Source organism: Shewanella sp. Koi 1, from assembly GCF_052907445.1.
Genome location: NZ_JBREJM010000001.1, coordinates 2,043,627 through 2,067,448 on the forward strand (window position 1 = coordinate 2,043,627; position 23,822 = coordinate 2,067,448).

Below are 23,822 nucleotides of genomic sequence, written 5' to 3' on the forward strand. Positions count from 1 at the left end.
CTCGCTTTAACGCAAACTTTTACAGGGGCGATATCGGCCAGCAACGATTGCTCGCTTAGTGACGCTTTACTTAATGATTGTAGAGGCGACGGCCCTCTCGCATCACTTGGATAAGCTCAGGCGCACTCATCTTCTTATGCAGTCTGTGTTCAAAGTTCTCATCGTATATGCGGTATTTACCATGGCGGTCGATGACGGTGATTTCTGACTGTTGGTAAATGGCAAATATGCGACTGTCACCGATGTAAATCCAGGTCTCTTGGCTTGGTTGCAACAGGCTACGGCCCGCGCTGTAGTCCGTGGTGTTATTGGTGCACCCTAAGATATGGGTCATCAAGGTAGGCACTACGCCATAGTGGCTCGTGCGGTATTTAACCTTACTGGCGCCGACATTAGGCCAATGAATGACCATAGGCACTCTGACACTCTCGGGAGACAGATTGCGCTGGGCTTCATCGCTGTTGCTGGTGAAAATTTTGCCATTAACGCCGGTGATTACCACTAAGGTATCGCTCGGCAACTCACTCACTATCGCTTGGATTTGCTTATCAATAAAATTCAACGATTGGCGATATTGGTTAAACAGCACCTTTTGCGCTGGTTTCAAATTCGCATCGGCCTTGACGGTTTCGATGCCAAGGAAGCCGACTGGAGTGTCAAAATTCTCCGGCGCCTTTAGATTGACGAGGGCAAACCATGGGCTCTGCTGCACGCTTTGCCATTGCTTAAAGTGGCCTACGCTGCGTAAATCGGCATCGGCACTGCCATTGGTTTCTTTGGCGATGACGGGGGTAAAGTCATTAAACATGGCCTGCGCCGAGCGTAAATTCAGATTGGTTTCGGGGATAAATAAGCCAAGCTGATAACCCGCCTGTCTAAAGCTTTGGGTCATGATTGGGCTAGTGCTATTGAAGATGCGCGCATCGCCATAGCTGCCTTGTAAGCCATAGAGTAGGGAGAACATGCCGGTTCTAAATTGATTACCGCCACTGTAATGCTGAGTAAAGCTCTGATTCTGCTCAGTGTATTGATGCAAAAACGGCATGGTCTTAGCGTCCACCATGTCGGCACGTAAGCTATCGATGGTCAGCATTAACACATTGGGTTTGCTGTCGGCTTGGCATTGTAGTGGCTGTGCGGGATAACTGAGCGTGCTGGTCGCATGATTGGCTTCATCATCCGATTGCGAAGAACCATCGATCCCATGGCTTTCCATAAAAGAGCGAGCTGTGGCGGGGTATGACAACGGATAAGTATCATCGAAACGGGTAATTTCGGTGATATCGGCGGCATCGGCCCAAATGTGGATCAAATGACTGCTGACAAAACACACCCCAATCAGGGTAATAACCTTATTGCCAAGATTTAGCTTTTGGATTTTCTCAATCCGTTTCCACAGGAAGTTGGCCGCCGTTAGCTCAATCACCAAAATGGCAATCGGCGTCACAATATAAGAGGTACCGTGGAGCAGGGCATTTAAATCGGCCCAGGCTAAGTCGAAGGCGAAGGGGCTCAAGTGCATGCCATAATCGGCATACACTATGGTGTCATACAATAAGATACACAGGCTTAAGGTGGCGATAACCGCCGCTAAGCCCCTTAAAATCTTGGAATAAGGTAAGATTAAGGTCAGCGGGAATAGGCAGATCAAGTAGGCGATAAAAGCAAGAAAACTGAACTGGCCAATGGTGCTGACGGCGAGGTAGCCCCAGCCAAACCAAGTTTCGGGATAACCCACACTGCTCAGATAGCGTGTGCCGACAATCATGGCCAACAGGCCATTAAAGAAGGCGAACCAATGTCCCCAGTTGATGAGTCGTGACACGCGATCGCGGCTCATTTGCTTTTTTCGCTCGACCATAGTGATCCGCTTATTCCTAAAAGACGTTGTATCTTATGTTGTTTTAACGATTGTTACTCGACTAACTTAATTGGATTTCACCGATTGTGCGAGTGCTTTTGCAAATTGTTCAGCGACTGCTTGGCGAGATTCGCTTGGCACTTTGCGCTCGAGCAGGTGAGTGACACAGTTGCCCAGTGCCATCAGGCTTAAGTCAGTAGGGGCTTTGTGCTTGTCGAGTACCGCTAAAATCTCGGCGATTAATGATTCAACTTGTGCGTTTGAGTATTTCGATTGGATTGCCATAATCAAAAAATGTTTCACTTTGGAATGGATTAGCGGCATATAATAGCGGATTTATTCCAGCATCACTATCAGGGCTTATGAGTATTAACATCGAACAAGCAATTATTCACGAGATTTCCCAGGACAGTCAGGGGCAATTACGCTGCCGTTTACGTCCTCAACCTCTGCTGAACAGTCAGGCTGTCGAGATGATGCTGGAAGAATTGCATCAGACCTATACCAGCAAATCCGGCAAAGGATTTGGTTATTTTGGTATCCACGGTGATGACGGTGAAGCCAATCCTGCGTTTTCTAATGCGTTGCAGGAATACCGTGCAGGGGATTTAGGCTTTGTCGAATTTACCGGTCAAGCCAGTAAGTTGTTACAGGAAGAGTTGGCAAAATATGATTTTAGCCAAGGCGGATTCCTGTTGATGTCCTGCTATACCAGCATGGCGAGTGACTTTTTGTTTGTGGCGTTGCTGAGTGCCAAGTCGTCGATGACGGTTCTTGACGATATGGAGCTGTCGCAAAACAACCATTTGGATTTAAACAATATTCAATTAGCGGCGCGTATTGACCTTACCGAATGGCAGGCCGACAAGGACTCCCGCAAGTACATCTCCTTTATCCGCGGTCGAGCTGGCCGTAAGGTGGCGGACTTTTTCCTCGACTTTATGGGTTGTGTCGAAGGCGTAAATACAAAAGCGCAAAATAAGACCCTAATGAATGCGGTGGAAGATTTTGTTGCCAGCAGCGATCTGACCAAAGAAGAACGTCAGCAATGCCGTAACAAAGTGTTTGAGTATTGCTCCGAGCGTTTTGACGAAGGTGCCGACATTGAGATCAAAGATTTAGCGGATGAACTCGCCGACCAAGGTATGGAGTCTTTCTATGACTTTGCCCGTGGCGGCAGTTATGAGCTGGATGAAGAATTCCCCGCCGACAAATCGACTTTAAGACAATTGAAGAAGTTTTCAGGGACCGGTGGCGGCGTCACCATTAGCTTCGATGGCGGCCATTTAGGTCAGCGAGTGATTTACGATCCAATTTCCGACACGCTCTTGATTAAAGGCGTGCCCGCTAACTTAAAAGATCAGTTAGATAGACGTCTTAAGGGCGAATAATTCACTTTGGATTAGATCGCTTAAGCTTTAGGCGTCCGCTTTTTAAGCATCAAATATTAAACAAAAAGGCCGAGGATGAATCCTCGGCCTTTAACTTTTGCGCGTAAGCGACTTATCTGAAGTGCCGTTTAGCTCGACCTACTTGGTCGCTGCCGCAAATGGCACAGGGCGCGGTGTTGCTTTATTCGACGGTGGCAGAATTGGCAGGGTGATCTGCGGCTGTTCACCTGTTAGCGAATTTAAAAACGACACCATTTCCTTAGTTTCTTTGTCGGTGAGCTTTTGTCCTAACTGAATATCCGCCATGGTATTGACCGCTTCTTCAAGCGTCCATACGCTGCCATCGTGGAAGTAGGGATAAGTGAGCTCGATATTACGCAGCGTCGGTACTTTAAACACATATTTATCGGCTTCTTTGCCCGTCACACCTTTACGCCCTTCGGCAGGATTATTGGTGTGGAATGGTTTGATGAGGCCCATCTTCATAAACATAGTGCCACCGACCGCGGGGCCATTGTGGCAGCTGACACAACCTTTGTCCTTAAACAGTTGGTAACCGGCTTTGGCTTCGCTACTAATCGCATCCTGTTTACCTAATAAATATTGATCGAATGGACTATTCGGCGTGACTAAGGTTTTTTCGAAGGCGGCAATGGCATCGGTTAAACGATCGATATCGACTTTATCATCGCCATAAACCTTAGCGAAGCGGGCACGGTATGCGGGCATTGAGGCAATGGTTTCGGTGGCAAGTTCATGGGTAAAGCCCATTTCCTTTGGATTGGCAATCGGTCCTGCGGCTTGCTCTTTTAAGTCGCTGGCGCGGCCATCCCAGAATTGCGCCAGCATAAAGTCGGCGTTCAGCACGGTTGGGGAGTTAATTGGACCTTCTTGCCAATGGTGGCCAATCGATGTGGGCAGGGCATCCACGCCGCCAGTAGAAAGATTGTGGCAAGAATTACAGGAGATAAAGCCTGATTTCGACAGTCTGGGTTCGAAAAACAGCATCTTACCCAGCTCGACTTTTTCTGGCTCGGTGATTTTAGCTGGGGTAATTACTTCAATCGGTTCGGCAGCAACAGCGTAGTGTCCGCCTAACATGGCCATAATACTGATCGCGATAGCGGTGAGTTTTATCATCTGGTCTCTCCCTTATTAACCTTGCTTTATGTATGGTTTATAGGGCGATACTAACGGCTTAATCGCCTTAGGGATAACGCCTTGTTTCGATTGGGTCTATCGCAGTTGTGGATTAGGTTTTTGTGAGCTAATTCGCTGTTTTTGTTTGATTATCTCGGTAGGGTGAATGGTGTTTCGTTTAGCAATTCATCTGCTAATCGCGAGTATCTATTAAGCAGTCTGTATTTGTTCTTTACCCAGCTCGACTTTTTCTGGCTCGGTGATTTTAGCTGGGGTAATTACTTCAATCGGTTCGGCAGCAACAGCGTAGTGTCCGCCTAACATGGCCATAATACTGATCGCGATAGCGGTGAGTTTTATCATCTGGTCTCTCCCTTATTAACCTTGCTTTATGTATGGTTTATAGGGCGATACTAACGGCTTAATCGCCTTAGGGATAACGCCTTGTTTCGATTGGGTCTATCGCAGTTGTGGATTAGGTTTTTGTGAGCTAATTCGCTGTTTTTGTTTGATTATCTCGGTAGGGTGAATGGTGTTTCGTTTAGCAATTCATCTGCTAATCGCGAGTATCTATTAAGCAGTCTGTATTTGTTCTCGTCTATTCATCGCTATTGGCTCAGTGGTGACATCCTTGACGCCGTTATCGAGATTTTTCCGCGTTGTTGGGCGGGGCGAGTAGCATAAGTGCATTTTGCGTTTTGCTTACTCAGTCATTGAATGAGCCAGCGAATTGGCTAACTCATACGCGATGCTTGTGCATTTGTTGTGTCATCCAGATAAAAAGCGCCTAACAGCGGATTCATTTGTCGCGGGGCGAGGCAGAATTGATTAGAATCCTTATTTACTGTTTGGGTAAGCTTGGTTATGGCCAAGTGAGCGTGCTCGGCCATCGCTAAGTGGCGCAATCCCTATTAAGGCGGACTGTTTTTCTGCCGAGGAGAGTCAATGCAACTGTTTGTAAAAGATTTAACCGTGATCGATTTTTCCTATCTTTGCCCCAAGCGTGGCATGGTAGGGGAAAGCTGGATTGTCGATGTGGTATTAGAAGGCGGCCTAGACGAGCAAAATATGGTGCTCGATTTCGCTAAAGTGAAACGAACCATCAAGCAGACTATAGATGCGGTGGCCGATCATCGTTTATTGGTACCGACCGCCTACAGTGGTGTGCGTTGGCAGCAACAGGGCGATCGGGTATGGATGGATTTCGATAGCGCGCTCGGTGAGATCCACTTAGCTTGTCCTTCCCAAGCCTTTGCACTCGTTCCATCTGAACAGATTGATATTCCAAGCGTTAACGCCTTTTTACAAAAAGCACTGCGGGAAACTCTGCCCGATAATGTTGAAGGTATTAGCCTCACTTTAAGGCATGAGATCCTCAATTCGCCTTACTATCATTACAGCCATGGTTTACGTAAACACGATGGCAATTGCCAGCGGATTGCCCATGGTCATCGCAGTCCGGTGCAAGTGTTTGAAAACGGTATTCCGGCACCGAAATGGGATGAATATTGGGCCAAGCGTTGGCACGATATCTACCTCGGTAGCGAGGAGGATTTAGTGTCAGTGAAGACCCTTAACCTATCGCCGCAAACGCGGATCAGTGATGACAGCCATTATGGTTTCCACTATCAAGCGCCGCAGGGGGATTTCCAACTGGCCATGCCCAAGGAATGTTGTGATTTGATCCCGCACGATACCACGGTCGAATTGCTGGCCGACTATATGGCAACCACCTTAGTGGCAAAAGTGCCTTCAAGCCAATTTACTGTGATCGCCTATGAAGGCGTGGGTAAAGGTGCCATAGTGAGCAAAGGCAATTAAGCCCGTCGATTTTTTATAACGCCCTAATCTTTAGGGCGTTATTGTTTGAATAAGGATTTTTGAGAAGATGCTAAACGCTTTACCTAATGCCCTGCCTAAGTTGTTAAAAACTTTACCGAACACACCATCACTCAGTTGTAAGGCGGCAGTCTTGTCGTTCTTAACTCTGTTTAGCTTATCGACTCAGGCACAGGTGAGCTTTGAAGGGCAATTTCAGCAAGGCGCGTTAATTCGTGGTAAAGCGCCGGCGGGCACGCAGGTAAGTCTTAACGGTGAGGCATTAAAAGTGACACCAGACGGCCATTTTGCCTTTGGTTTTGATCGGGATGCGCAGCTGAGCCAAGAACTACGCTTGGTCTATCCCGATGGCTTAACCGAAGTCAAACCGCTCAGTGTCACTAAGCGCGAATACAATATTCAAAGCGTTAAGGGCATCAGCAATAAGATCATGAAACCCGATCCCGTAGCGCAGGAGCGAGCGGCCAAAGATACGGCGCAGGTGAAAGCGGCCCGTGGCACTTTTAGCGAGCAAACGGCATTTTTACAGTCGTTTATTTGGCCATTAACCGGCAGGATCTCGGGTGTCTATGGTAGTCAGCGGATTTATAACGATGTGCCTGGCAACCCTCATTTTGGGGTGGATGTCGCTGCGAAAACTGGTACTGTGGTAGTGGCGCCAGCCGATGGCGTGATTAGCCTGTCGGTTCCCGATATGTTTTATTCGGGCGGTACTATGATCATCGACCATGGTTATGGCGTGAGTTCAAGCTTTTTGCACTTAAGCAAACTCTATGTCAATGCGGGCGAAACCGTTAAGCAGGGCCAAGCCGTAGCAGAAGTCGGCGCGACAGGGCGAGCGAATGGCCCACATTTAGATTGGCGCGTGAATTGGTTTCAAATGCGCCTCGATCCGACAACCATAGTGCCATCTATGGCGACTGTGCTGGCGGCGGAAAAAGCACAGAAAGTCGCTAAGTAACTCCCGCGTCTATCTCTTATTTCCATACAGGGCGCCCAATCATTGGCGCCCTGTTTTTATGCTTGGGGCTTATTGCAATAACGGGTGATCAGTCGGCAAATGGCGGATGATCCACAGTACCAGCTTGTGCTTCATATTCGGGCCATCCTCCTTATCTTTGGCTAAGGGTTGGATCAAATTATCGGTCACTAACAGCCGATAAATACATTCCACTTTATCCTTGGGCGACACACCTTTGTCAAAGTCATCAAAACCGCGTTTTTTGGCGTAGCCGATACCAATCTCCAAGGCGAGTTTGAGTAGCTGTGCTTCATGCTTGTGGGGTTTCATGCGCTGCGTCCTTATGGATATCACGGGAAGCCCGCTGGCATTCCCGCGGTCGATAACACAAAACTCGATAAAACCTAATGGCGAATCAAAGCGTTAATAATCACAAACTAGACTATTTCCACCTTTATTGTTGCTGACTTTTTCTCAAACTGCCTGCTTTGTGCAAGCGATTGTCAGTAATTGGTATGGGGCTCACACTCCCTGCGAGAAGGAGCGCACATAGATTGCTGTTTCCGTTAGTCCTGTTCGCTGGCGATAACTGCTTTAATGCTGTGCGGATGGATTTTGATACAGACATCGGCTTGTTTAAAGGCAATGGTAGGGTTGGCTAAGCGTTCTTTATTACCCTTGGGCGAGCTGAATTTCACTTTTATCGGCGCTTCGGTTAAGGATGCCGCTTGCCCTTGGAGTAAGGGCACAAGTGATGGGCTCAACTGAGCCAGCTCTTGGCTTAGACCGTCGCAGTCCTGTGCCGTCGATGGCAGTACCAGTTCGATATGCTCCCAGCCTTCTTGGGGATAGAGGGTATCGCCGGGATAGGGCAGCTCGACGCAGTCAATGCTAAAGCTGCCTAATTTTAGGGGCTTATCCAGTTCGATGATAAGGATCGTACGGCCATTAATTTGATTATCCGAGATGATCCGCCCGCGTGCACTAAAGGCCTGCTTGAGCGCATCGGCAGCTGCGATGCTGTTCACTCGCAAGGCGACATGATCACAATGCAGCGCCTTGTCCGCTAAGCCTAATTTGCCAAGAAACGTGAGGATCTTCGCCTCAAACTCTGGCCATGTTTGTTCTAAGGTGGCGTAGCTGAATACCGCAGCCTCTGTCGTGATTGTTGACATAAAACATCCTTAAAGCGGGGAATACAAATAAAAACGCCCATTTGACTGGGCGTTGAGTCGCATAGGCTAATCAAGCTTAGTGCTTAGTGCTTAGCGCTTAGGGCCAAATCTCGATGGGTGTGCCTTCATCGACGGCTTTCCACACTTCATCCATCTCGGCGTTGGTAATGGCGATACAACCGTCGGTCCAGTTGTACTGCTGTGCCTGCTCGGGCGAGAGAGGTGAACGTGGGTTCTGGCCGTGGATCATGATCATGCCGCCCGGGCGGATCCCCAGCGCCTTGGCTCTTAACTTATCTTCTTCATTTGGATAAGAAATGTGGATCGATTTGTAATAGGCGCTATCGGATTTTTTATAGTCCAGAATATAACGGCCCTGCGGCGTACGTTGGTCGCCTTCAGTTAACTTGTGGCCCGTCGGCAAGTCACCCATGGCAATACGATATTGCTTGAGGATTTTGCCGTCCCTTAACAGCGCCATATTGGACTCAGACTTAGTGATCACCACTAAATCGACTTTACCTATACCCGATGAGGCGAGCACTTGGGGTGAAATCAGTGCGGCGAGAGTCATGGCCACAGTAATTGTTTTAGTGAGTAGGGGTACGCGCATGTCTTCCTCTAAAAATGACGCAGATATAGGTTTTTCGCGCATCATACCGCAATTTTATGTCTATGTGAGTAGATAATTTTGAGCTAGTGGCAATTGCATGGCAGACTTTGGGGATTTGGAAAAGATAACGCTTTTTATCGCAAGGAAGTTTTCCCTTATGTCAGATCTGTCGCCTGAAAAACCAGACACCGAAAGCCCATTAAAACGCCAGCTACGCACTATTATTTTTGGCACAGATACGCCCGCAGGGCGCTACTTCGATATCGGCTTAATGGTCTGTATTGTGCTGAGTGTTGCGCTGGTGTTCCTCGATACGGTCGAAGCGGTTCACCAAGATTATGGGCACATCATTCGCGTTTTAGAGTGGGTGTTTACGCTGATTTTTACCATTGAATATGGTTTAAGGTTGTACTGCGCGACCCATCCTGTGCTGTATGCCCGCAGCTTTTACGGTTTAGTGGATTTATTGTCGGTACTACCGAGTTATCTGGCACTGTTTATTCCAGGGGCGAATTTCACCTTAGTGATCAGGGTGCTGCGTCTCTTTAGGATCTTTAGGGTACTGAAATTACTGCGTTATTTAAGCGAAGGTAATCTGCTGCTCAAGGCCATGTTGCAGTCGAGCCGCAAGGTGTTTTTGTTTTTCTTCTCGGTGAGTTTAATCATCATGGTGTTAAGCGCCGTGATGTATGTGGTCGAAGGCCCTGAGAATGGTTTTAGCTCTATTCCCAAATCCGTCTACTGGACCATTGTGACAATCACGACTGTAGGTTACGGCGATATCACGCCGAAAACCGAATTAGGTCAAGCGATTGCGGCTTTTACTATGTTGCTGGGTTATTCGATTATTGCGATCCCAACGGGGATTTTAACGGCGGAAATTTCCCAAGAAGTGGGCCGTCATAGGGATCTGCGCTCCTGCAATCAATGCCATAAGATGGGCCACGATCTCGATGCCACCTATTGTAATCGTTGCGGTTGTGAGCTGGATAAGCTAGAAGCGCCCCACGGGAAAGGGGACAAGTAATTGGAGAGTTTTCTTCCCTTAGTGCGTTAACGGCACTAAGGGATGAAGGGGCGAAGAGATGAGAAAGGACGAACAGATTAGCTGGCGACGGCGTTCAATGTGTCGTCTTTTACCTCGAGATTTTTATCCTGATTCAGCCCAAGGCTAGAGACTAAACGCAGCTGCATCCCTAAAGCCGCCATCTGTTTTTGTTCACGCTGCAAATCTTTCATAAACAAACTGATTTTACGTTTATGGCTGGGTAGCACTAGCATGAGGCCATCTGGAACCACTTGGATTTTCTCAAGCACCAAGGCTTTGGCAATTCGACCTAAATGCACTAACACCGCCAAACGCAGCAGACAGGCGAGACGAATGAGGGTGAGCTTGTGGCCTGGCTCTAATTCAGCCAGTAGCAATTCATTGGGTTTCTTACGGTGGTTAGCAATCAGTCTGGCTAAATCCTGTTGCAGCGCCTCGCTAAAACCGGGTAAGTCGCTGTTACTAATGATATAAGCGCCGTGTTTATGCAATGCCTTTGAGTTAATGTGCAGCCCTATCTCATGCAAGGTGGCGGCGTAGGAGAGCAAACGCGCATGGGGTCTTAATCCCCATTCATCGGCGACCTGCTCAAACAGCGCCATGGCGGTGTCCCGCACTTTGGCCGCATGGGGCATATCCACATGATAAAGCTGGGCGATGCTTTCAACTGTACGGTGGCGAATATCTTGATATTGGCCGATTTTCGCTAATTCGTAGAGTACGCCTTCGCGCAGGGCGCCCGGGCTAAACTCCAATTGCTCAATGGGTAAGCGCCTAAAAAAGCTGATTAATATTGCAAGACCTGCGGGTACGAGTGGCGTGCGTTTATCATCGACATTAGCAAATTGCACTTGGCTGATGTGTCCGCACTTAATCAGTTTCAGCTTTAATTGTTTGAGACGGGCGAGTGTGACGATTTCATCGCCATGATCTTCCTGAATCGCTTCGCAAATGGCTTTGACTGTGCCTGAGCTACCAAGCACTAAGTCCCAATCGCTGCTGAAATATTCCTTTGAGAGCGAGGCAAATTGTTTATCGGCGGCGCTTTGGGCTCCGCGAAATGAGGCTGGCGTGATTTGGCCATCGATAAAAAAGCGCTCGTTAAAACTCACGCAGCCACAACGCAGGCTAGATAAATGGGTGGGGGTATTTTTTTGCCCGAGGACCACTTCGGTCGAGCCGCCACCAATGTCGATCACTATATTGCGTTTGCCAAGCACTTGGCTTTGGGCAATGCCGTTATAGATGAGGCGCGCTTCCTCGTGGCCAGAAATCACCTCCACCGGGTAGGGCATGATGCTGAGCGCCGCTTCAATAAACTGCTCACGGTTTTTGGCCACCCTTAGGGTGTGGGTGGCGACTAAACGCACTTGGGCTTGGTCGAGGTTGGAAAAACGCTGATTAAAGTCCCGCAGGCAATTGAGGCCGCGCTCGATAGCATCCACGCTGAGGATGTTCTGCGCATTGAGGCCTGTCGCTAACTGAACTTGTTGTTTTTCTTTGTGCAATATTTGCAAGCTGCCGTCTTGCTCACGGGCGATAACCAGATGAAAACTGTTTGAGCCCATGTCGATAGCGACAAAGTGTCGCGGTTGTGAATGTGTGGCAACCAATCGGATTATCCTTAGGCAATCGAGACGATGATAAAGCCAGCATTAGCTGGCTTTGGCCTGTAATTCTGGATTGTGGGCAAGTTCCGCCGCGTGCTCCGCTTCAAGCTTTGCGGCTTCGCGCTGGGCGCTAAATTCTTGCTGCAACCGCTTCTCATAATTAATCAGATATTGATAAATGGCAATTTGAGAACGCACTTTACGTTTATTACCGCGGTTACGATAAGGATTGCTCTGTTCCTTATTGATGATGCGCGCCTTAGTGTTGTCATTGAACTGTAACGATAAAATATCCATCACCATTTGTTTTAGACGCGGATCATAAATAGGCACACTTACTTCGACGCGGTTATCTATGTTGCGGCTCATCCAATCGGCGGAGCTGATAAATAATTTATTCTCACCACCGGCGTGGAACAGCATCACCCGTGAATGTTCTAAAAATCGGTCGACAATACTGTAGATCTCGATGTTGTCGCTGATCCCCGGAATTTGTGGAATAAGCGAACACATACCGCGGATCAACAGTTTGATTTTGACCCCCGCAGCCGAGGCCTCGTAAAGTTTTTGGACTAAGGACTCATCGAGCAGGTTGTTCAATTTTAAGGTAATCGCCGCCTTAATATGGCTCTGGGCATTGACGATTTCGTTATCAATCAAATGGGTCAGTTTTTGTCTCGCATCATAGGGCGACACAATCAAATGCTGGAAGTTATCGCGGCGGTAAGGATGTTCAATCAAGTCGAACACTTGCTCCACTTCGCGGGCGATTTCCTGATTGGCAGTAAACAGCGATAAGTCGGTATAGACCCGCGCCGTGCCTTCGTTAAAGTTGCCTGACCCCACGTGGCAATAGAGTTTCATCTCGCCTTGCTCTTCGCGGCCAATCAAACACAACTTAGAGTGTACTTTTAAGCTGGTGATCCCATGGTGGACCTTCACCCCCGCCTCGGCGAGCACCCGTGTCCACTCAATATTAGATTGCTCGTCAAAGCGTGCCCGCAGCTCAATCACGGCGGTAACTTGTTTGCCATTTTTCACCGCATCGATAAGCGATTGCATCACATGGGATTTTTTCGCAACACGGTAAAGGTTGATCCGAATAAAACGCACCGCAGGATCGTAGGCGGCCTGACGCACCATTTCGGTAAAGTGGGAGAACTTATGGTACGGGTAGTTGACCATAATATCGCCCATCTTGATCGCATCGAAACTGTTGGCGCTGCGGCCAAAGCCCGAGCTATTGAGCGCGGGCAATTTTTCGTTTTCGAGGTAATCACGACTAGGGTTAGGGAAGCCGATAAAGTCCTTAAAGCTATGGTAACGCCCGCCGGGGATCAAACACTCAGTCGAGCTGATGTTTAAATTTTCTTTTAGCATTTCGAGCATGTGCTCGGGCATTTCTTTGTCATACACCAAACGCACGGGTTCGGCGGTCAGGCGTTTTTTCAAACCCTTAGTCATTTTCTCGAGCTGGGTTTGTTCAAGTTCGTCGGTAATATCGAACTCGGCGTCGCGGGTCAGTTTCATCGAATAGACTTCAATCGCTTCGTACTCGAAGAAGGGACCAAAGAGGTCATCCACACAGTGGCGAATAATGTTATCCAGCAGGATCAAGTATTTTTTCGCCTTCGATTTTTCGGCGGGTAACTCGATGAAACGCGGCACATTTTTGGTTGGCACTTCCACGAGGGCATATTGTCTGCGGGATTTAGTGAATAAACATACACACAGATAGGTGGCGTCGTCGTTGATATGCTTCACTAGGTCGCGATTGTTGTTGACGATAAGCGGCGCGATATGGCGTTTAAAGTGATCGCGAAAATGCTTTTTAAGCCAGTTACTGTGGAACTCGCTTAATTGTTTTTCGTTGATTAACAAAATATTGCGGCGGACTAACTCACGCATCAGCTCGACGTAAATACTGTCAAAACGTTCCTGCAATGCTATCACTTTGGTCTGAATTTTGGCCATTAGATGGCGGCTATTGCTGCGACCTTCCTGCAGCGCGGAGAGCAGAATTGAGCGTCTGACCGCGGCCACCCGCACCCGGAAGAACTCATCCATATTATTGGAGAATATGCCTAAAAAGCGCACCCGCTCCACGATAGGCACATTGGGATCACAGGCCTCCTGCAGCACCCGCTCGTTGAATGACAACCAAGAGATTTCTTTATCGATCGACAGTTTATCGGTATTCGGGGACACTGCACAGCTCCTTTAAGCAAGCGTCATGGCGCAATATACAATAGCATTCATCCATCGGAGTGCAATCAGATTTGCTACTGAAAAATGAAGGGATTTACAGACCATTTCCCCTTCAGGCGAAAGTGATATGCGCTCAAAGATACGAGCTGAATATGTCAGATTGATGACAAGTGTGACAGAAATGTGACTTTAAAATGAACTTGCATTTAGCCGCAAATTTACAAGGTAAAGCAGGGGAACTGTGCGGGGCTTCCTTTGGGATTGGGGCAAACTGTGTTACCTTGCTCGGCTTTTTGATTGTGGTTTGACTGTAGGGGTAAGCGGATGTTTGTCGGATTTGATTATGGCAGTGCCAACTGTGCCGTTGGGATCATGCAGGGAGATGAAGTTTCACTGTTACCCTTATCGAGCGATTCAGCTTATTTACCTTCCACTGTGTATGCAATGGATAGAGAGCTTATTGCCGAGGCCGTTTACCGTGGCTTGCCACAGGCGTTGAAAGCGGATTATGCCAAGAAGCGTGCCGCGCAATTGAGCCGCGCCCGTATGGTGCGCCATGAATTAGATCTCGATGCCGAAACCCAAGCGGTGTTTGTGGGTGAGGAGGCCGTGGCAGCTTATCTTGAAATGCCGGAAGAAGGTTTTTATGTCCGTTCACCAAAATCCTTCTTAGGGGCAACGGGCCTGAGACCCGAACAAGTCGCCCTGTTTGAAGACATAGTCACCTTAATGATGCAGCATATTAAAGTGCGCGCCGAAGCCGTACTCGCTGAAAAGGACGTCACATCAGAGGGAGAGACAAGCATTACCCATGCGGTGATTGGTCGCCCAGTGAACTTTCAAGGCATTGGTGGTGAAGAGAGCAACCGCCAAGCCGAGGCCATTTTAACCTTAGCCGCGAAACGGGCGGGGTTTGTTGATGTAGCATTTCTGTTCGAACCACTGGCCGCGGGGATGGATTATGAGGCGAGTCTCAGTGCCGACCAAACCGTGCTGGTGGTCGATGTGGGTGGCGGTACGACCGACTGCTCTGTGGTCAAAATGGGGCCAAAGCATCAGGCAAGTTTCGATCGCAGTGCCGATTGCCTCGGCCACAGCGGCCAGCGGATTGGCGGGAATGATTTGGATATCGCGCTGGCGATGAATGCCTTTATGCCGCACTTTGGTTTAGGTTCGCTAATGAGCAACGGTAAGCCAATGCCGAGCAATCCCTTTTGGAATGCCGTCGCCGTCAACGATATTAGCGCTCAGCGTGAGTTTGCCACCCTAAGCACTCGCAAGCTGATCGATGAACTCATTAAAGAGGCCGAGCAGCCGCAGCTGCTAAAAAGATTGCTCAAAGTGCAGCAACAACAGTTAAGCTACCAAATTGTACGACTCGCCGAGCGCGCCAAAATTGCCCTGTCTGAAGCGCAAACGACTGAGAGTGCGCTGGACTTTATTGAAGCATCACTTCAGGCAGAAGTGAGCCGCACGGGGTTTGAAACGGCGATTGAGCCTTCGCTCACCAAGGTTGAGGCGTTGATGCACCAAGCGCTGACTCAGGCGGCAAAGAGTCTTGCAGGCAATGGTTTAGCGCCAGAGGAGCTGTCCGTGGATGCCGATAGTCTAGAGTGCAAACCCGATGTGATTTATGTGACGGGCGGCACCGCGCGCAGCCCCGCGATTTACGCTAAAATCACTAGCCTTTATCCCGATACCCCAGTGGTCGTCGGTGACCACTTTGGTTCGGTGACGGCGGGATTAACGCGCTGGGCACAAAAGTGTTTTGCTCAATAGGGAAGGATGATGAATAAGGATAAACAGATGAAAAGAGTCAATAAGGCTTTAATGTCTTTGCTGGCGGTGACGCTGGCGGGGACTCTGCTCACAGGCTGCGGCGATGACGTAGGTAAAGTGAGCCTTGGGTTATTTACCACTAAAGATGTGATTATCGATGCCAAGCAGGATCCAAAAATCCCTGGGGTGACTTGCCATATTAGCCGTATCGAAGCGAACCTCGATTTTGCCGATCCTTCGGATATGGGCATCAGTTGTCGTCAAACCGGGCCGATTTCCGCCGCCGATATCGCCAACATCGATAAGAGCAAACACGGCGAAGTGGTCTTTACCGAATCCTTAAGTATCTTATTTAAGAGCTTAAAAGTGCGCCGAATTTACGATGCGCCTAATCAAACCCTGCTGTATTTATCCTATTCGACCAAAGAGACCAATGGCAGCCACAAACATGCCTTATCGACCGTGCCTTTGTACGGTTCTCAGGCGTGGATTGACCCCGCAATAAGTGCGGCGCAGCCCAAATAGCAAAGGTGAATTGAAGGTTCACTCGCGACGAATGTAGAACAAAACGAAGGCAGGGCAAAATAAAGGCGAGTAAGCTCCCGCCTTCGTTGTTTTCACATAATTTGTTTAAGCTTTATTTAGCCTTGGCGGCGAGTACGGCATTAAAGCGATCGAAGCCTGCGCTGAGATCGGCAATTAAATCATCGGGATCTTCGAGGCCAATATGCACACGGATCAATGGCTTGCTTGCATCCCACTGAGTGGCACTGCGGATTTTTTCAATCCCGAAAATCCCTAGGATCAGACTCTCATAACCGCCCCAAGAAAACCCCATTTTAAAATGCTGCATATTTTCAACGAGCGCGGTCACCGCCTCCTGATCCCCTTGCTTTAACACGAAGGAGAACAGACCGTTGGCTGCGCTAAAGTCGCGTTTAAAGAACTCATGTCCCGGGCAGGTATCGAAGGCGGGGTGACGTAAATGGTCAACCTCGGGGCGAGTTTTCAACCAGTTAGCCACTTTAAGAGCATTTTTCTCATGTTGCGCCATGCGCACGCCAAGGGTGCGTAATCCGCGCGTAGCGAGATACACATCGTCGGGGGAAGTCGTTTGCCCCAATAAATAACTGCGTTCACGCAGCTGCGGCCAGTGCTTTTCGTTGGCAGTCGCGGTGCCAATCATCACATCAGAGTGACCGACGATATATTTGGTCGCGGCTTGAATCGACACATCGACACCCATCTCGAATGGCTTGCTATTGATTGGCGAGGCCCAAGTGTTGTCGAGAATAGTCACTAATCCATGTTCATGGGCGATACGGCACAGGGTCGGGACGTCCTGCACTTCCATGGTGATGGAGCCGGGAGACTCTAAAAACAGCACCTTAGTATTGGGGCGAATAAGCGCGCGAATACCTTCACCAATCAGGGGATCGTAATAGGTGGTCTCAATATTAAAGCCCGCCAGAATATGGCTACAGAGATCGCGGGTTGGCTCGTACACACTGTCGACCATCAGCAGGTGATCGCCCGCCTGTAAAAACGATAACAAAGCCGCGCTAATCGCCGCCGCACCCGAGGGATACAGCGCCGTACCTGCGCCACCTTCGAGCTCACTGATCGCCGCCTGAAACGCAAAATGGGTCGGGGTGCCACGGCGGCCATAAAACATTTCGCCATTGGTTTTGTTTTTGGCGGCGTGACGCATATCTTCCATTGTGTCGAAGACGATAGTCGATGCGCGAAATACGGGTGGGTTAATCACACCCTTGGTCCATTTTTTATCTCGACCGACGCTGACGATTTGGGTGGCTAGCTGATGTTTATCTGTCATAGGGCTTACCTTGGCGAGTCAGTTTTTATGTTGTTATCCATTGTGATGGCCGTCATCTTAGCATCTGCCCGTGAAAATGGCAGGAGGCAAACAGATGAGTTTGCCTCAAGTTGCAGAGCGTGGATTAGCTCAGCGGTAGGGTGACCAGAATATCGACCCCATCGTTTTCGCTGCGGTTGCGAGCCAAAATTTTACCCTGATGGAACTCGGTCACGAGCCGCGCAATATACAAACCTAAGCCTAGGTGAGGTTTGTCTTGGGCTTGATTGATCCGCACCGAAACCATGGAGTCGAAGATCTGCTCCGACATATCCACTGGCAACTGTGGTCCTAAGTTACTGATAAGCAAAGTGGCTTGTTTGCCAACTTGGGTGAGGGTGACTTCAATCGCACTGCCTTGATGGCAAAATTCGATGGCGTTGGCGATAAGTTTGTCCATCAATTGGGCGATGTATTCGGGCACGCCCTGCATCATCAAAGGTTGCTCGGGCACTTTGACGCTAAATTGCTGCTCAGGGTAGGTCATTTGATAGCCCTGCATACAGCCGCTCACCACTTGGGACAGTGGGAACTTAGCCACATCGGCCTGAGTAAGGCTCTGCTCAAGGCGCGTTGCCTCACTCATGTTGTTTAAAATCATGCTTAATCGGCTCACCCCTTCTTGGGCGCGGTCGACGTACTTTTGGGTGTCTTTATCTAAGGTTTGCAGATTTAAGTGCTCTAAAGAGGAGCGCACTACGGCCACCGGGGTGCGTAGCTCATGGGACAGGCGCGACGACATATTCTCTAGATAATGGGTGTATTGACCCAAACGGCCGACAATACTGGCAAAGCTGCGGGATAAGTCGCCAATCTCGTCCCGTGCCTTAGAGGGTTTTAAATGGTTACGCACACGACCTTGGCTGTCGATGGCATTTTCGGCTTCATCACGCAGTTTGCGGATACGATTCGAAATACTCGAGGCGAAGAAAAACAGCGCTAAGGTGCCCATGCTCATAATGGTCAGGATCACGTTAAACAGTTTTTCCAGCGCGCGGTTACGCAGGGTGCGAATACCGTGGGTGGTTTCTTCGGCCACCACGGCGCCCATCACATTGTTATCTATCCAAATGGGGCTGGCGGCCGCAAGCACCACAGCCTTATTGTCTGGCGTCAGTCGCCAGGTCGAGCTTTGTTGTCCCGCGAGCGCCTTTTGAATATGGCTGCCGTCGAGTTCGGTCGAGTCCTGCAGGGAATCGATAAAATCCTTAGGTGGTTTAGTGAGGATTTTATAATAGAGCGGGTGCAGGTAGTCGCGCTGAAAACGTTGCCACATAGAATTGCTGTTTTCATCATCGAGGGTGCGCGTCCATACACTGTTGCTATCACGGATATCGCCAGACTTCGCGAGCACACGGCCGTGTTTGTCGACCACCCAAATCCGTGAGCTGTAGTGGCTCATCCCTTTGATAATATTTTCAATTTCGGGTGATGGCACTAGGACTGTACCCAGTTTATCGACGGTATCTAAGGCGGAGGTGCCGACAACGGCAGTGATATCGCGGTACTTGCTGTCGTTGACATCGGAAATTGCAAACCCCAGTTTGCTGCCCACCATGTCTAAGGGGATACGCAATTCGATATTGTAGCCCACATCCGTGGTGGCCCATTGTCCTTGAATTCGGACTTCGGGCGTCACGGGCACGGTTTGCTTAGGGTTGGCGGGCAGCTCGAAGGCACTGATCCAGCCAGGCTGAGTCGTGGCCACGATATAGCGTTTAAATTTATTGTCGGGGGCAAGGGTCGCAATCGACAGGTGATCGTTTCTATCGACGCTTAAGGCATTTTTGCCCCGAAACACCACATTGGGATCGACCACCTGAAAAAAGGCATACAGATAACCATCGTACTGACCCACCATATGGGTAAAACTCAAGGTGAGCGGCGTGCTGGGATCGGCGCGCATGATAAGATTCGCCTCGCCGTACTGGATAAATCTGTGCTGATATTCCTGCCATTCATTGAGTTTACCATCGAGCAGGATCGCGCCCGCGAGGGGGTAAGCATAGAGATCGCGACTCTTTTCAACCTGCTTTAAAAAGCTGGCCTGACCGTCGAATAGCTTGGGACGCTCGTGTAAGGCGGTCGCTAAGGCTTGAGTAGTGCCCTCTAAGGTGCGTTCCTGACCGTGGCGCAGGTATTTTTCCATCTCCCACACATATTGGTACCCCAACCAAGGTAGGCAGAGTAAAAACAGGCTGAGGCCAATAACTTTAGTGCGAAGACCGAAGGGAAAACGTGTCATAGAATGCTGGCTAATCTGCTACATGGTTTAGGCTAGGCTGTCCCAGCGATAGCCCATGCCATAAACGGTATCGATACAATCAAATTCGGGCGCGGCGGCCATAAACTTCTTACGGATGCGCTTCACATGGGAAGTAATAGTGCTGTCATCGACAAAAATCTTCGCCTCTTGCATCAGCTCATGACGGCTACGGACATGCCCCGGGTGTTTGGCCAGGGCGTGCACCATCCAAAATTCGGTAACTGTGAGTTCAATCGGGATCTGGTTCCAAGAAACCTGCATCCGATTGGCGTCGATGGTGAGCGGCCCGCGCTCCAGTAAATTTTCCTGCGGCGTTTGACTGGTGGCTAACTCAGAGCGGCGAAACAGCGCGGCTAAGCGAGCGGTCAAATGGGGGAAACTCACTTCTTTGCTCAGGTAATCATCGGCGCCTAAACGCAGGCCGCACACAGTATCAAAATCGCTATCCCGCGCGGTTAAGAAGATGATCGGCAGAGTGTTCGACATGGCGCGCAGGGACTGACACAGCATAAAACCGCCGTCAATTTCATTGCCAAGGCCTATATCGATAATGGCTAAATCCGGCAGACGGGTATTAAACGCCAACATGGCCGATGGCCTGTCGGCATAGGTTTGCACACTGTAACCGTGTTGCTGCAACACATCCTTGTAATTTTCGCGAATGGCCGCTTCATCTTCCACAATGGCGATACGTTTCATTAGCCATCTTCCTATTGACTGCTGGGACTAAGTGTCTGGGGATAAGTTTTCGTGACTATACAGGAATTTATTTCTGAGAAAAGCTCCCAAATGCAATTGCCATTTTGTTGCCACAATTGATAGTCGCATTGCCATTTTCCATCCCCGCTTATGCCATGGCGCTTGTGTTTAATAAGCTCATTCCGTTTTACCCGTCGCGCTAATGACTTAGGTGGGTAAGCGCAGCACAAATCAAAAGGAATGAGATGATGAAAAAGACGCTGATTAATATCTTGGTACTGAGTGTATTCGCCGCGCCCATCGCTAGCGTATCGGCAAGGGTATCCCTGCAAAATCAGCCCGTGCTCTCAGAGCCACAGACTGAGATGCTTGAGCAAGATGAGGATGATGGTGAAGCGCTGATAGGTCTTGGCGGCGGAGCGTTACTTGGCGCCCTAGTGGGGGGCCCTGTTGGCGCCATTATCGGCGGATTTACCGGCACCTTAATCGGTCAATCGGTCTCCGATACCGACACGGTTAAAACCCAGCAACAGCATATTGCCCTGCAGCGCCAACAACTGGCGAGCTTATCGGCTAAACAACAGGCCAGCGAGCAACGCGCCGCCGAATACGCCTTAACCCAAAAGCAACTCGATGAACTGCTCGCCGAGCAACAACAACTGTTAAGTGAGTTGGCACTGGGCATGAATGTGCAGTTCCGTACGGGTTCGTCGGAGCTTGAAAGCCATTTTTTGCCCCAATTAGACAATGTCGCCAAGGTGATGAAGCGCTCGAGCGAGTCCAATCTCGAGCTGAAAGGTTATGCCGACCGTCGCGGTGATCTGGCCTACAACCAAGCGCTCTCGGAGCAACGTTTGTTAGAAGTGCGGGGCTACTTGATTAAGCAAGGCGTTGCCCCCGAGCGGATCACCACCCAAGCCTTCGGCGCCAGAATGCCACTCAATGATCAGCAAGATAGTGAATCCGATGTGTTCGACCGCCGAGTCACTCTGACCATGCAGCCTAACCAAGGGCTGATGGCGAGCCGCGTGACCGAATAGTTCAACAATATCAATCGTATTCAATCAAGAGCAGGAGCCTTTGTGATGATCACAGGGAAAAGGGTAAAAGAAGTTTGTCAAACACTGGCGATGCTAGTGATCGGCGCCTCCATTTGTTGGGGGCTACCATTTGCGGTGTTAGCCTCACCGAACAGTGTGGGCACCTTATCGGCACCGCAAAATATTGCCGCGACCTTCGATGAACACACGGCGAGCACATTGCCCCCCTTCAGTTTCGACGATATCACCCAAGGGATGTTGGTGTATCAAACCGCCAGCGGCCGTTTAATGCCGTCCTTACCCGTGGACACGCAAGTGTCGATGCAGGTCTCGGGGTTAGCCAATAGGGTGAGCGTAAAGCAGGTTTTCAGTAATCAAACGGGATTTGTCCTCAATGGCCGCTATCTGTTCCCTTTACCCAATGAGGCGGCGGTGGACTCACTGCGTTTGCACATTGGTGAGCGGATCATCGAAGGTCAAATTCACCCGAAACAGCTGGCAAAACAGATTTTTGAACAGGCCAAAGCCGAAGGGAAACGTGCCAGTCTAGTCAGCCAAGAACGGCCCAATATGTTCACGACCGAAGTCGCCAACCTCGCTCCCGATGAGCAGTTGGTGGTTGAAATCAGTTATCAAGAAACCATTCATTATGAAGATGGTCTCTTTAGCCTACGTTTTCCGCTAGTGGTGGCTCCGCGCTATATTCCAGGCCTAACACTGGGTGGGAATAATGGTGAGCGCGTGACCAGCAGCCAAGTCTTCGATGCCGACCGGATTATTGCCCCCATCCGCGATGCCAATAGCGAGGCAGACCCTGTGCTTAAGGCCGATATTAAGGTCAAACTCGGTGAAGGCGTGGACAAATCAGCCGTGGTGAGTCCGTATCATCCCATTAAGATAGAGGAAAAACAGGGCCAACTGACGGCCGCTTTGGCCAATCGCGTGCCCGCTAATAGTGACTTTGTGCTGCAATGGCGTCTTAAGCAGGGCACGAGTCCCGTGGCTTGGGTATTCAACCAAGCGGGCAAAACCCATGTGTCACAGGACGACAATGCAAGTGCGGATACAGGTTCAACTGACAATAGTAGCAATACAGATAACTACAGCTTAGTGATGGTTCTGCCGCCCAAAGTCGAGGCGAGTGAACAACTTAACTTGCCCCGTGAGCTTATTTTAGTGATTGATACTTCGGGGTCGATGGCGGGGGATTCCATCATTCAGGCGAAAAATGCCCTGCGTTATGCGCTGCGTGGTTTAAGGCCACAGGATAGTTTTAACCTTATCGAATTTAACTCCGATGTGTCTTTATTATCGTCAACACCACTGCCCGCAACTGCGAGTAATCTGGACAAGGCTCGTCAGTTTGTGAATCGTTTACAGGCCGATGGCGGCACCGAGATGGCGCAGGCTTTAAATGCCGCGCTGCCAAGACAGGCGTTTAACACAGCGTCGAGTGAGCAGAAGTCGTTAAGACAAGTGATCTTTATGACCGATGGTTCCGTCGGCAATGAGGCGGCGTTATTTGAGTTAATCCGGAATCAAATCGGCGACAACCGTCTTTTCACCGTAGGCATTGGCTCGGCGCCGAACTCGCATTTTATGCAGCGTGCGGCTGAACTTGGACGTGGCACTTTTACTTACATTGGTGATGTGGATGAGGTGGAACAAAAGATCAGTCAATTGCTGGGCAAAATCCAGTATCCGGTACTCACCGATTTGCAGGTGCGCTTTGACGATGGCTCAGTGCCTGACTACTGGCCAGCGCCTATTCCCGATCTTTACCGCGGTGAACCGGTGTTGATTAGCCTAAAGCGTCACCCACGAGAGCCTCAGGAACTCGTGATCTCCGGTCGTCAGGGCCATAAAAACTGGCAACAGTCATTATCTTTACAAGCCAATGACGCAAGCCATTCTGCAACTGAGGTAGCGCAACCAGCAGCTGGGCTCGATTTACTCTGGGCGCGCAAACAGATTGCGGCATTAGAGCTGAGTAAAAACGGCGCTAACGATGACAAGGTCAAGCAACAGGTCACGGCGCTGTCGCTGAACTACCACTTAGTCAGCCCTTATACCAGCTTGGTTGCGGTGGATTTAACCCCCATCACCAGCAATGCCATGAGCCGCGATGCGGTGGTGCGCCAGCATTTGCCCTTGGGGTGGCAGCCTATGGGGGTTCTACCACAAACATCGACCTCGAGCCGTTTCGACATGCTCTTAGGGGGCGCAGTGTTACTGCTTACCTTGATGTTGGCGCTGTCGATTCGTCGCCAGCAGCGGCAGCAACGCGCGCTGTCATTAGCGCTGAATACTTGAGTC

General features: G+C 49.7%; 19 protein-coding genes and 1 pseudogene. 8 read left to right on the forward strand and 12 right to left on the reverse strand.

Annotated elements, in window-relative coordinates:
- Window positions 1–70 precede the first annotated feature (70 nt).
- Window positions 71–1,861 (reverse strand): DUF3413 domain-containing protein, encoded by a 1,791-nt coding sequence (locus ACUZ8J_RS09020; protein WP_446693631.1) that lies wholly within the window; start codon window positions 1,859–1,861, stop codon window positions 71–73.
- Window positions 1,862–1,927: 66 nt separating this feature from the next.
- Window positions 1,928–2,146: a YejL family protein gene (locus tag ACUZ8J_RS09025; protein ID WP_446693632.1), complete on the reverse strand. Its 219-nt coding sequence runs from the start codon at window positions 2,144–2,146 to the stop codon at window positions 1,928–1,930.
- A 77-nt stretch (window positions 2,147–2,223) separates the two neighbouring features.
- Between ACUZ8J_RS09025 and yejK the strand changes: the two genes are divergently transcribed.
- Window positions 2,224–3,252, forward strand: coding sequence for a nucleoid-associated protein YejK (gene yejK / locus ACUZ8J_RS09030; RefSeq protein ID WP_023268261.1), 1,029 nt, complete (start codon window positions 2,224–2,226; stop codon window positions 3,250–3,252).
- Window positions 3,253–3,390: 138 nt separating this feature from the next.
- Here yejK and ACUZ8J_RS09035 read toward each other — a convergent pair whose 3' ends face one another.
- Window positions 3,391–4,392: a cytochrome-c peroxidase gene (locus tag ACUZ8J_RS09035; protein WP_011717354.1), complete on the reverse strand. Its 1,002-nt coding sequence runs from the start codon at window positions 4,390–4,392 to the stop codon at window positions 3,391–3,393.
- A 231-nt stretch (window positions 4,393–4,623) separates the two neighbouring features.
- Window positions 4,624–4,755 (reverse strand): annotated as a pseudogene (locus ACUZ8J_RS09040) (cytochrome C biogenesis protein CcsA); the annotation flags it as partial.
- A gap of 582 nt (window positions 4,756–5,337) precedes the next feature.
- On the opposite strand from ACUZ8J_RS09040, the gene ACUZ8J_RS09045 reads away from it, so the two are divergent.
- On the forward strand, window positions 5,338–6,213 hold the full coding sequence (locus tag ACUZ8J_RS09045; RefSeq protein WP_086904215.1) for a 6-pyruvoyl trahydropterin synthase family protein: 876 nt from the start codon (window positions 5,338–5,340) through the stop codon (window positions 6,211–6,213).
- A gap of 67 nt (window positions 6,214–6,280) precedes the next feature.
- Window positions 6,281–7,192 (forward strand): M23 family metallopeptidase, encoded by a 912-nt coding sequence (locus ACUZ8J_RS09050; protein WP_446693633.1) that lies wholly within the window; start codon window positions 6,281–6,283, stop codon window positions 7,190–7,192.
- A gap of 69 nt (window positions 7,193–7,261) precedes the next feature.
- On the opposite strand, the gene ACUZ8J_RS09055 is transcribed toward ACUZ8J_RS09050, so the two are convergent.
- The 3 genes from ACUZ8J_RS09055 to ACUZ8J_RS09065 form a co-directional block, all read right to left on the reverse strand.
- Complete coding sequence (locus ACUZ8J_RS09055) at window positions 7,262–7,522, reverse strand: DUF5062 family protein (RefSeq protein WP_011626406.1); 261 nt, start codon at window positions 7,520–7,522, stop codon at window positions 7,262–7,264.
- A 236-nt stretch (window positions 7,523–7,758) separates the two neighbouring features.
- A complete protein-coding gene (locus ACUZ8J_RS09060; RefSeq protein ID WP_446693634.1) occupies window positions 7,759–8,367 on the reverse strand; it encodes a VOC family protein in 609 nt (202 codons plus the stop codon).
- 97 nt (window positions 8,368–8,464) lie between these two features.
- The gene (locus ACUZ8J_RS09065; RefSeq protein WP_086904218.1) at window positions 8,465–8,980 is read right to left on the reverse strand and encodes a L,D-transpeptidase family protein; all 516 of its coding nucleotides are present in this window, start codon (window positions 8,978–8,980) and stop codon (window positions 8,465–8,467) included.
- 157 nt (window positions 8,981–9,137) lie between these two features.
- On the opposite strand from ACUZ8J_RS09065, the gene ACUZ8J_RS09070 reads away from it, so the two are divergent.
- Window positions 9,138–10,007, forward strand: coding sequence for an ion transporter (locus ACUZ8J_RS09070; protein ID WP_109285798.1), 870 nt, complete (start codon window positions 9,138–9,140; stop codon window positions 10,005–10,007).
- 77 nt (window positions 10,008–10,084) lie between these two features.
- On the opposite strand, the gene ppx is transcribed toward ACUZ8J_RS09070, so the two are convergent.
- Together ppx and ppk1 are read right to left on the reverse strand one after the other, a co-directional pair.
- Window positions 10,085–11,641: an exopolyphosphatase gene (gene ppx, locus ACUZ8J_RS09075; protein ID WP_446693635.1), complete on the reverse strand. Its 1,557-nt coding sequence runs from the start codon at window positions 11,639–11,641 to the stop codon at window positions 10,085–10,087.
- A gap of 42 nt (window positions 11,642–11,683) precedes the next feature.
- Window positions 11,684–13,846 carry a polyphosphate kinase 1 gene (ppk1, locus tag ACUZ8J_RS09080; RefSeq protein ID WP_446693636.1) on the reverse strand — a complete coding sequence of 721 codons (2,163 nt, stop codon included), beginning with the start codon at window positions 13,844–13,846 and terminating at the stop codon, window positions 11,684–11,686.
- Window positions 13,847–14,170: 324 nt separating this feature from the next.
- Between ppk1 and yegD the strand changes: the two genes are divergently transcribed.
- Both yegD and ACUZ8J_RS09090 read left to right on the forward strand, forming a co-directional pair.
- Entirely contained in the window at window positions 14,171–15,625 is a 1,455-nt protein-coding gene (gene yegD / locus ACUZ8J_RS09085) for a molecular chaperone (protein WP_446693637.1), read from the forward strand.
- A 27-nt stretch (window positions 15,626–15,652) separates the two neighbouring features.
- Complete coding sequence (locus tag ACUZ8J_RS09090; RefSeq protein ID WP_083757983.1) at window positions 15,653–16,150, forward strand: CreA family protein; 498 nt, start codon at window positions 15,653–15,655, stop codon at window positions 16,148–16,150.
- Between the two features lie 112 nt (window positions 16,151–16,262).
- Here ACUZ8J_RS09090 and ACUZ8J_RS09095 read toward each other — a convergent pair whose 3' ends face one another.
- The 3 genes from ACUZ8J_RS09095 to pdsR form a co-directional block, all read right to left on the reverse strand.
- Window positions 16,263–17,462 (reverse strand): cystathionine beta-lyase, encoded by a 1,200-nt coding sequence (locus ACUZ8J_RS09095; protein WP_248966980.1) that lies wholly within the window; start codon window positions 17,460–17,462, stop codon window positions 16,263–16,265.
- A gap of 124 nt (window positions 17,463–17,586) precedes the next feature.
- Window positions 17,587–19,746, reverse strand: a complete 2,160-nt coding sequence (gene pdsS, locus ACUZ8J_RS09100) for a proteobacterial dedicated sortase system histidine kinase (protein ID WP_011717342.1) — start codon at window positions 19,744–19,746, stop codon at window positions 17,587–17,589.
- Between the two features lie 27 nt (window positions 19,747–19,773).
- A complete protein-coding gene (gene pdsR / locus ACUZ8J_RS09105) occupies window positions 19,774–20,466 on the reverse strand; it encodes a proteobacterial dedicated sortase system response regulator (RefSeq protein ID WP_011622965.1) in 693 nt (230 codons plus the stop codon).
- Window positions 20,467–20,711: 245 nt separating this feature from the next.
- On the opposite strand from pdsR, the gene pdsO reads away from it, so the two are divergent.
- Together pdsO and ACUZ8J_RS09115 are read left to right on the forward strand one after the other, a co-directional pair.
- Window positions 20,712–21,506, forward strand: coding sequence for a sortase-associated OmpA-like protein PdsO (gene pdsO, locus ACUZ8J_RS09110; RefSeq protein ID WP_392448829.1), 795 nt, complete (start codon window positions 20,712–20,714; stop codon window positions 21,504–21,506).
- 45 nt (window positions 21,507–21,551) lie between these two features.
- The gene (locus ACUZ8J_RS09115) at window positions 21,552–23,819 is read left to right on the forward strand and encodes a marine proteobacterial sortase target protein (RefSeq protein ID WP_446693638.1); all 2,268 of its coding nucleotides are present in this window, start codon (window positions 21,552–21,554) and stop codon (window positions 23,817–23,819) included.
- Window positions 23,820–23,822 lie beyond the last annotated feature (3 nt).

Coding starts and splice junctions, on each gene's coding strand:
- ACUZ8J_RS09045 (WP_086904215.1), top strand. CDS start 5,338: ATGCAACTGTTTGTAAAAGATTTAACCGTGATCGATTTTTCCTATCTT.
- ACUZ8J_RS09115 (WP_446693638.1), top strand. CDS start 21,552: ATGATCACAGGGAAAAGGGTAAAAGAAGTTTGTCAAACACTGGCGATG.
- ACUZ8J_RS09060 (WP_446693634.1), bottom strand. CDS start 8,367: ATGTCAACAATCACGACAGAGGCTGCGGTATTCAGCTACGCCACCTTA.
- ACUZ8J_RS09050 (WP_446693633.1), top strand. CDS start 6,281: ATGCTAAACGCTTTACCTAATGCCCTGCCTAAGTTGTTAAAAACTTTA.
- ACUZ8J_RS09020 (WP_446693631.1), bottom strand. CDS start 1,861: ATGGTCGAGCGAAAAAAGCAAATGAGCCGCGATCGCGTGTCACGACTC.
- pdsS (WP_011717342.1), bottom strand. CDS start 19,746: ATGACACGTTTTCCCTTCGGTCTTCGCACTAAAGTTATTGGCCTCAGC.
- pdsR (WP_011622965.1), bottom strand. CDS start 20,466: ATGAAACGTATCGCCATTGTGGAAGATGAAGCGGCCATTCGCGAAAAT.
- ACUZ8J_RS09055 (WP_011626406.1), bottom strand. CDS start 7,522: ATGAAACCCCACAAGCATGAAGCACAGCTACTCAAACTCGCCTTGGAG.
- ACUZ8J_RS09090 (WP_083757983.1), top strand. CDS start 15,653: ATGAAAAGAGTCAATAAGGCTTTAATGTCTTTGCTGGCGGTGACGCTG.
- ACUZ8J_RS09095 (WP_248966980.1), bottom strand. CDS start 17,462: ATGACAGATAAACATCAGCTAGCCACCCAAATCGTCAGCGTCGGTCGA.
- ACUZ8J_RS09065 (WP_086904218.1), bottom strand. CDS start 8,980: ATGCGCGTACCCCTACTCACTAAAACAATTACTGTGGCCATGACTCTC.
- yejK (WP_023268261.1), top strand. CDS start 2,224: ATGAGTATTAACATCGAACAAGCAATTATTCACGAGATTTCCCAGGAC.
- ACUZ8J_RS09025 (WP_446693632.1), bottom strand. CDS start 2,146: ATGGCAATCCAATCGAAATACTCAAACGCACAAGTTGAATCATTAATC.
- ACUZ8J_RS09070 (WP_109285798.1), top strand. CDS start 9,138: ATGTCAGATCTGTCGCCTGAAAAACCAGACACCGAAAGCCCATTAAAA.
- ACUZ8J_RS09035 (WP_011717354.1), bottom strand. CDS start 4,392: ATGATAAAACTCACCGCTATCGCGATCAGTATTATGGCCATGTTAGGC.
- pdsO (WP_392448829.1), top strand. CDS start 20,712: ATGATGAAAAAGACGCTGATTAATATCTTGGTACTGAGTGTATTCGCC.
- yegD (WP_446693637.1), top strand. CDS start 14,171: ATGTTTGTCGGATTTGATTATGGCAGTGCCAACTGTGCCGTTGGGATC.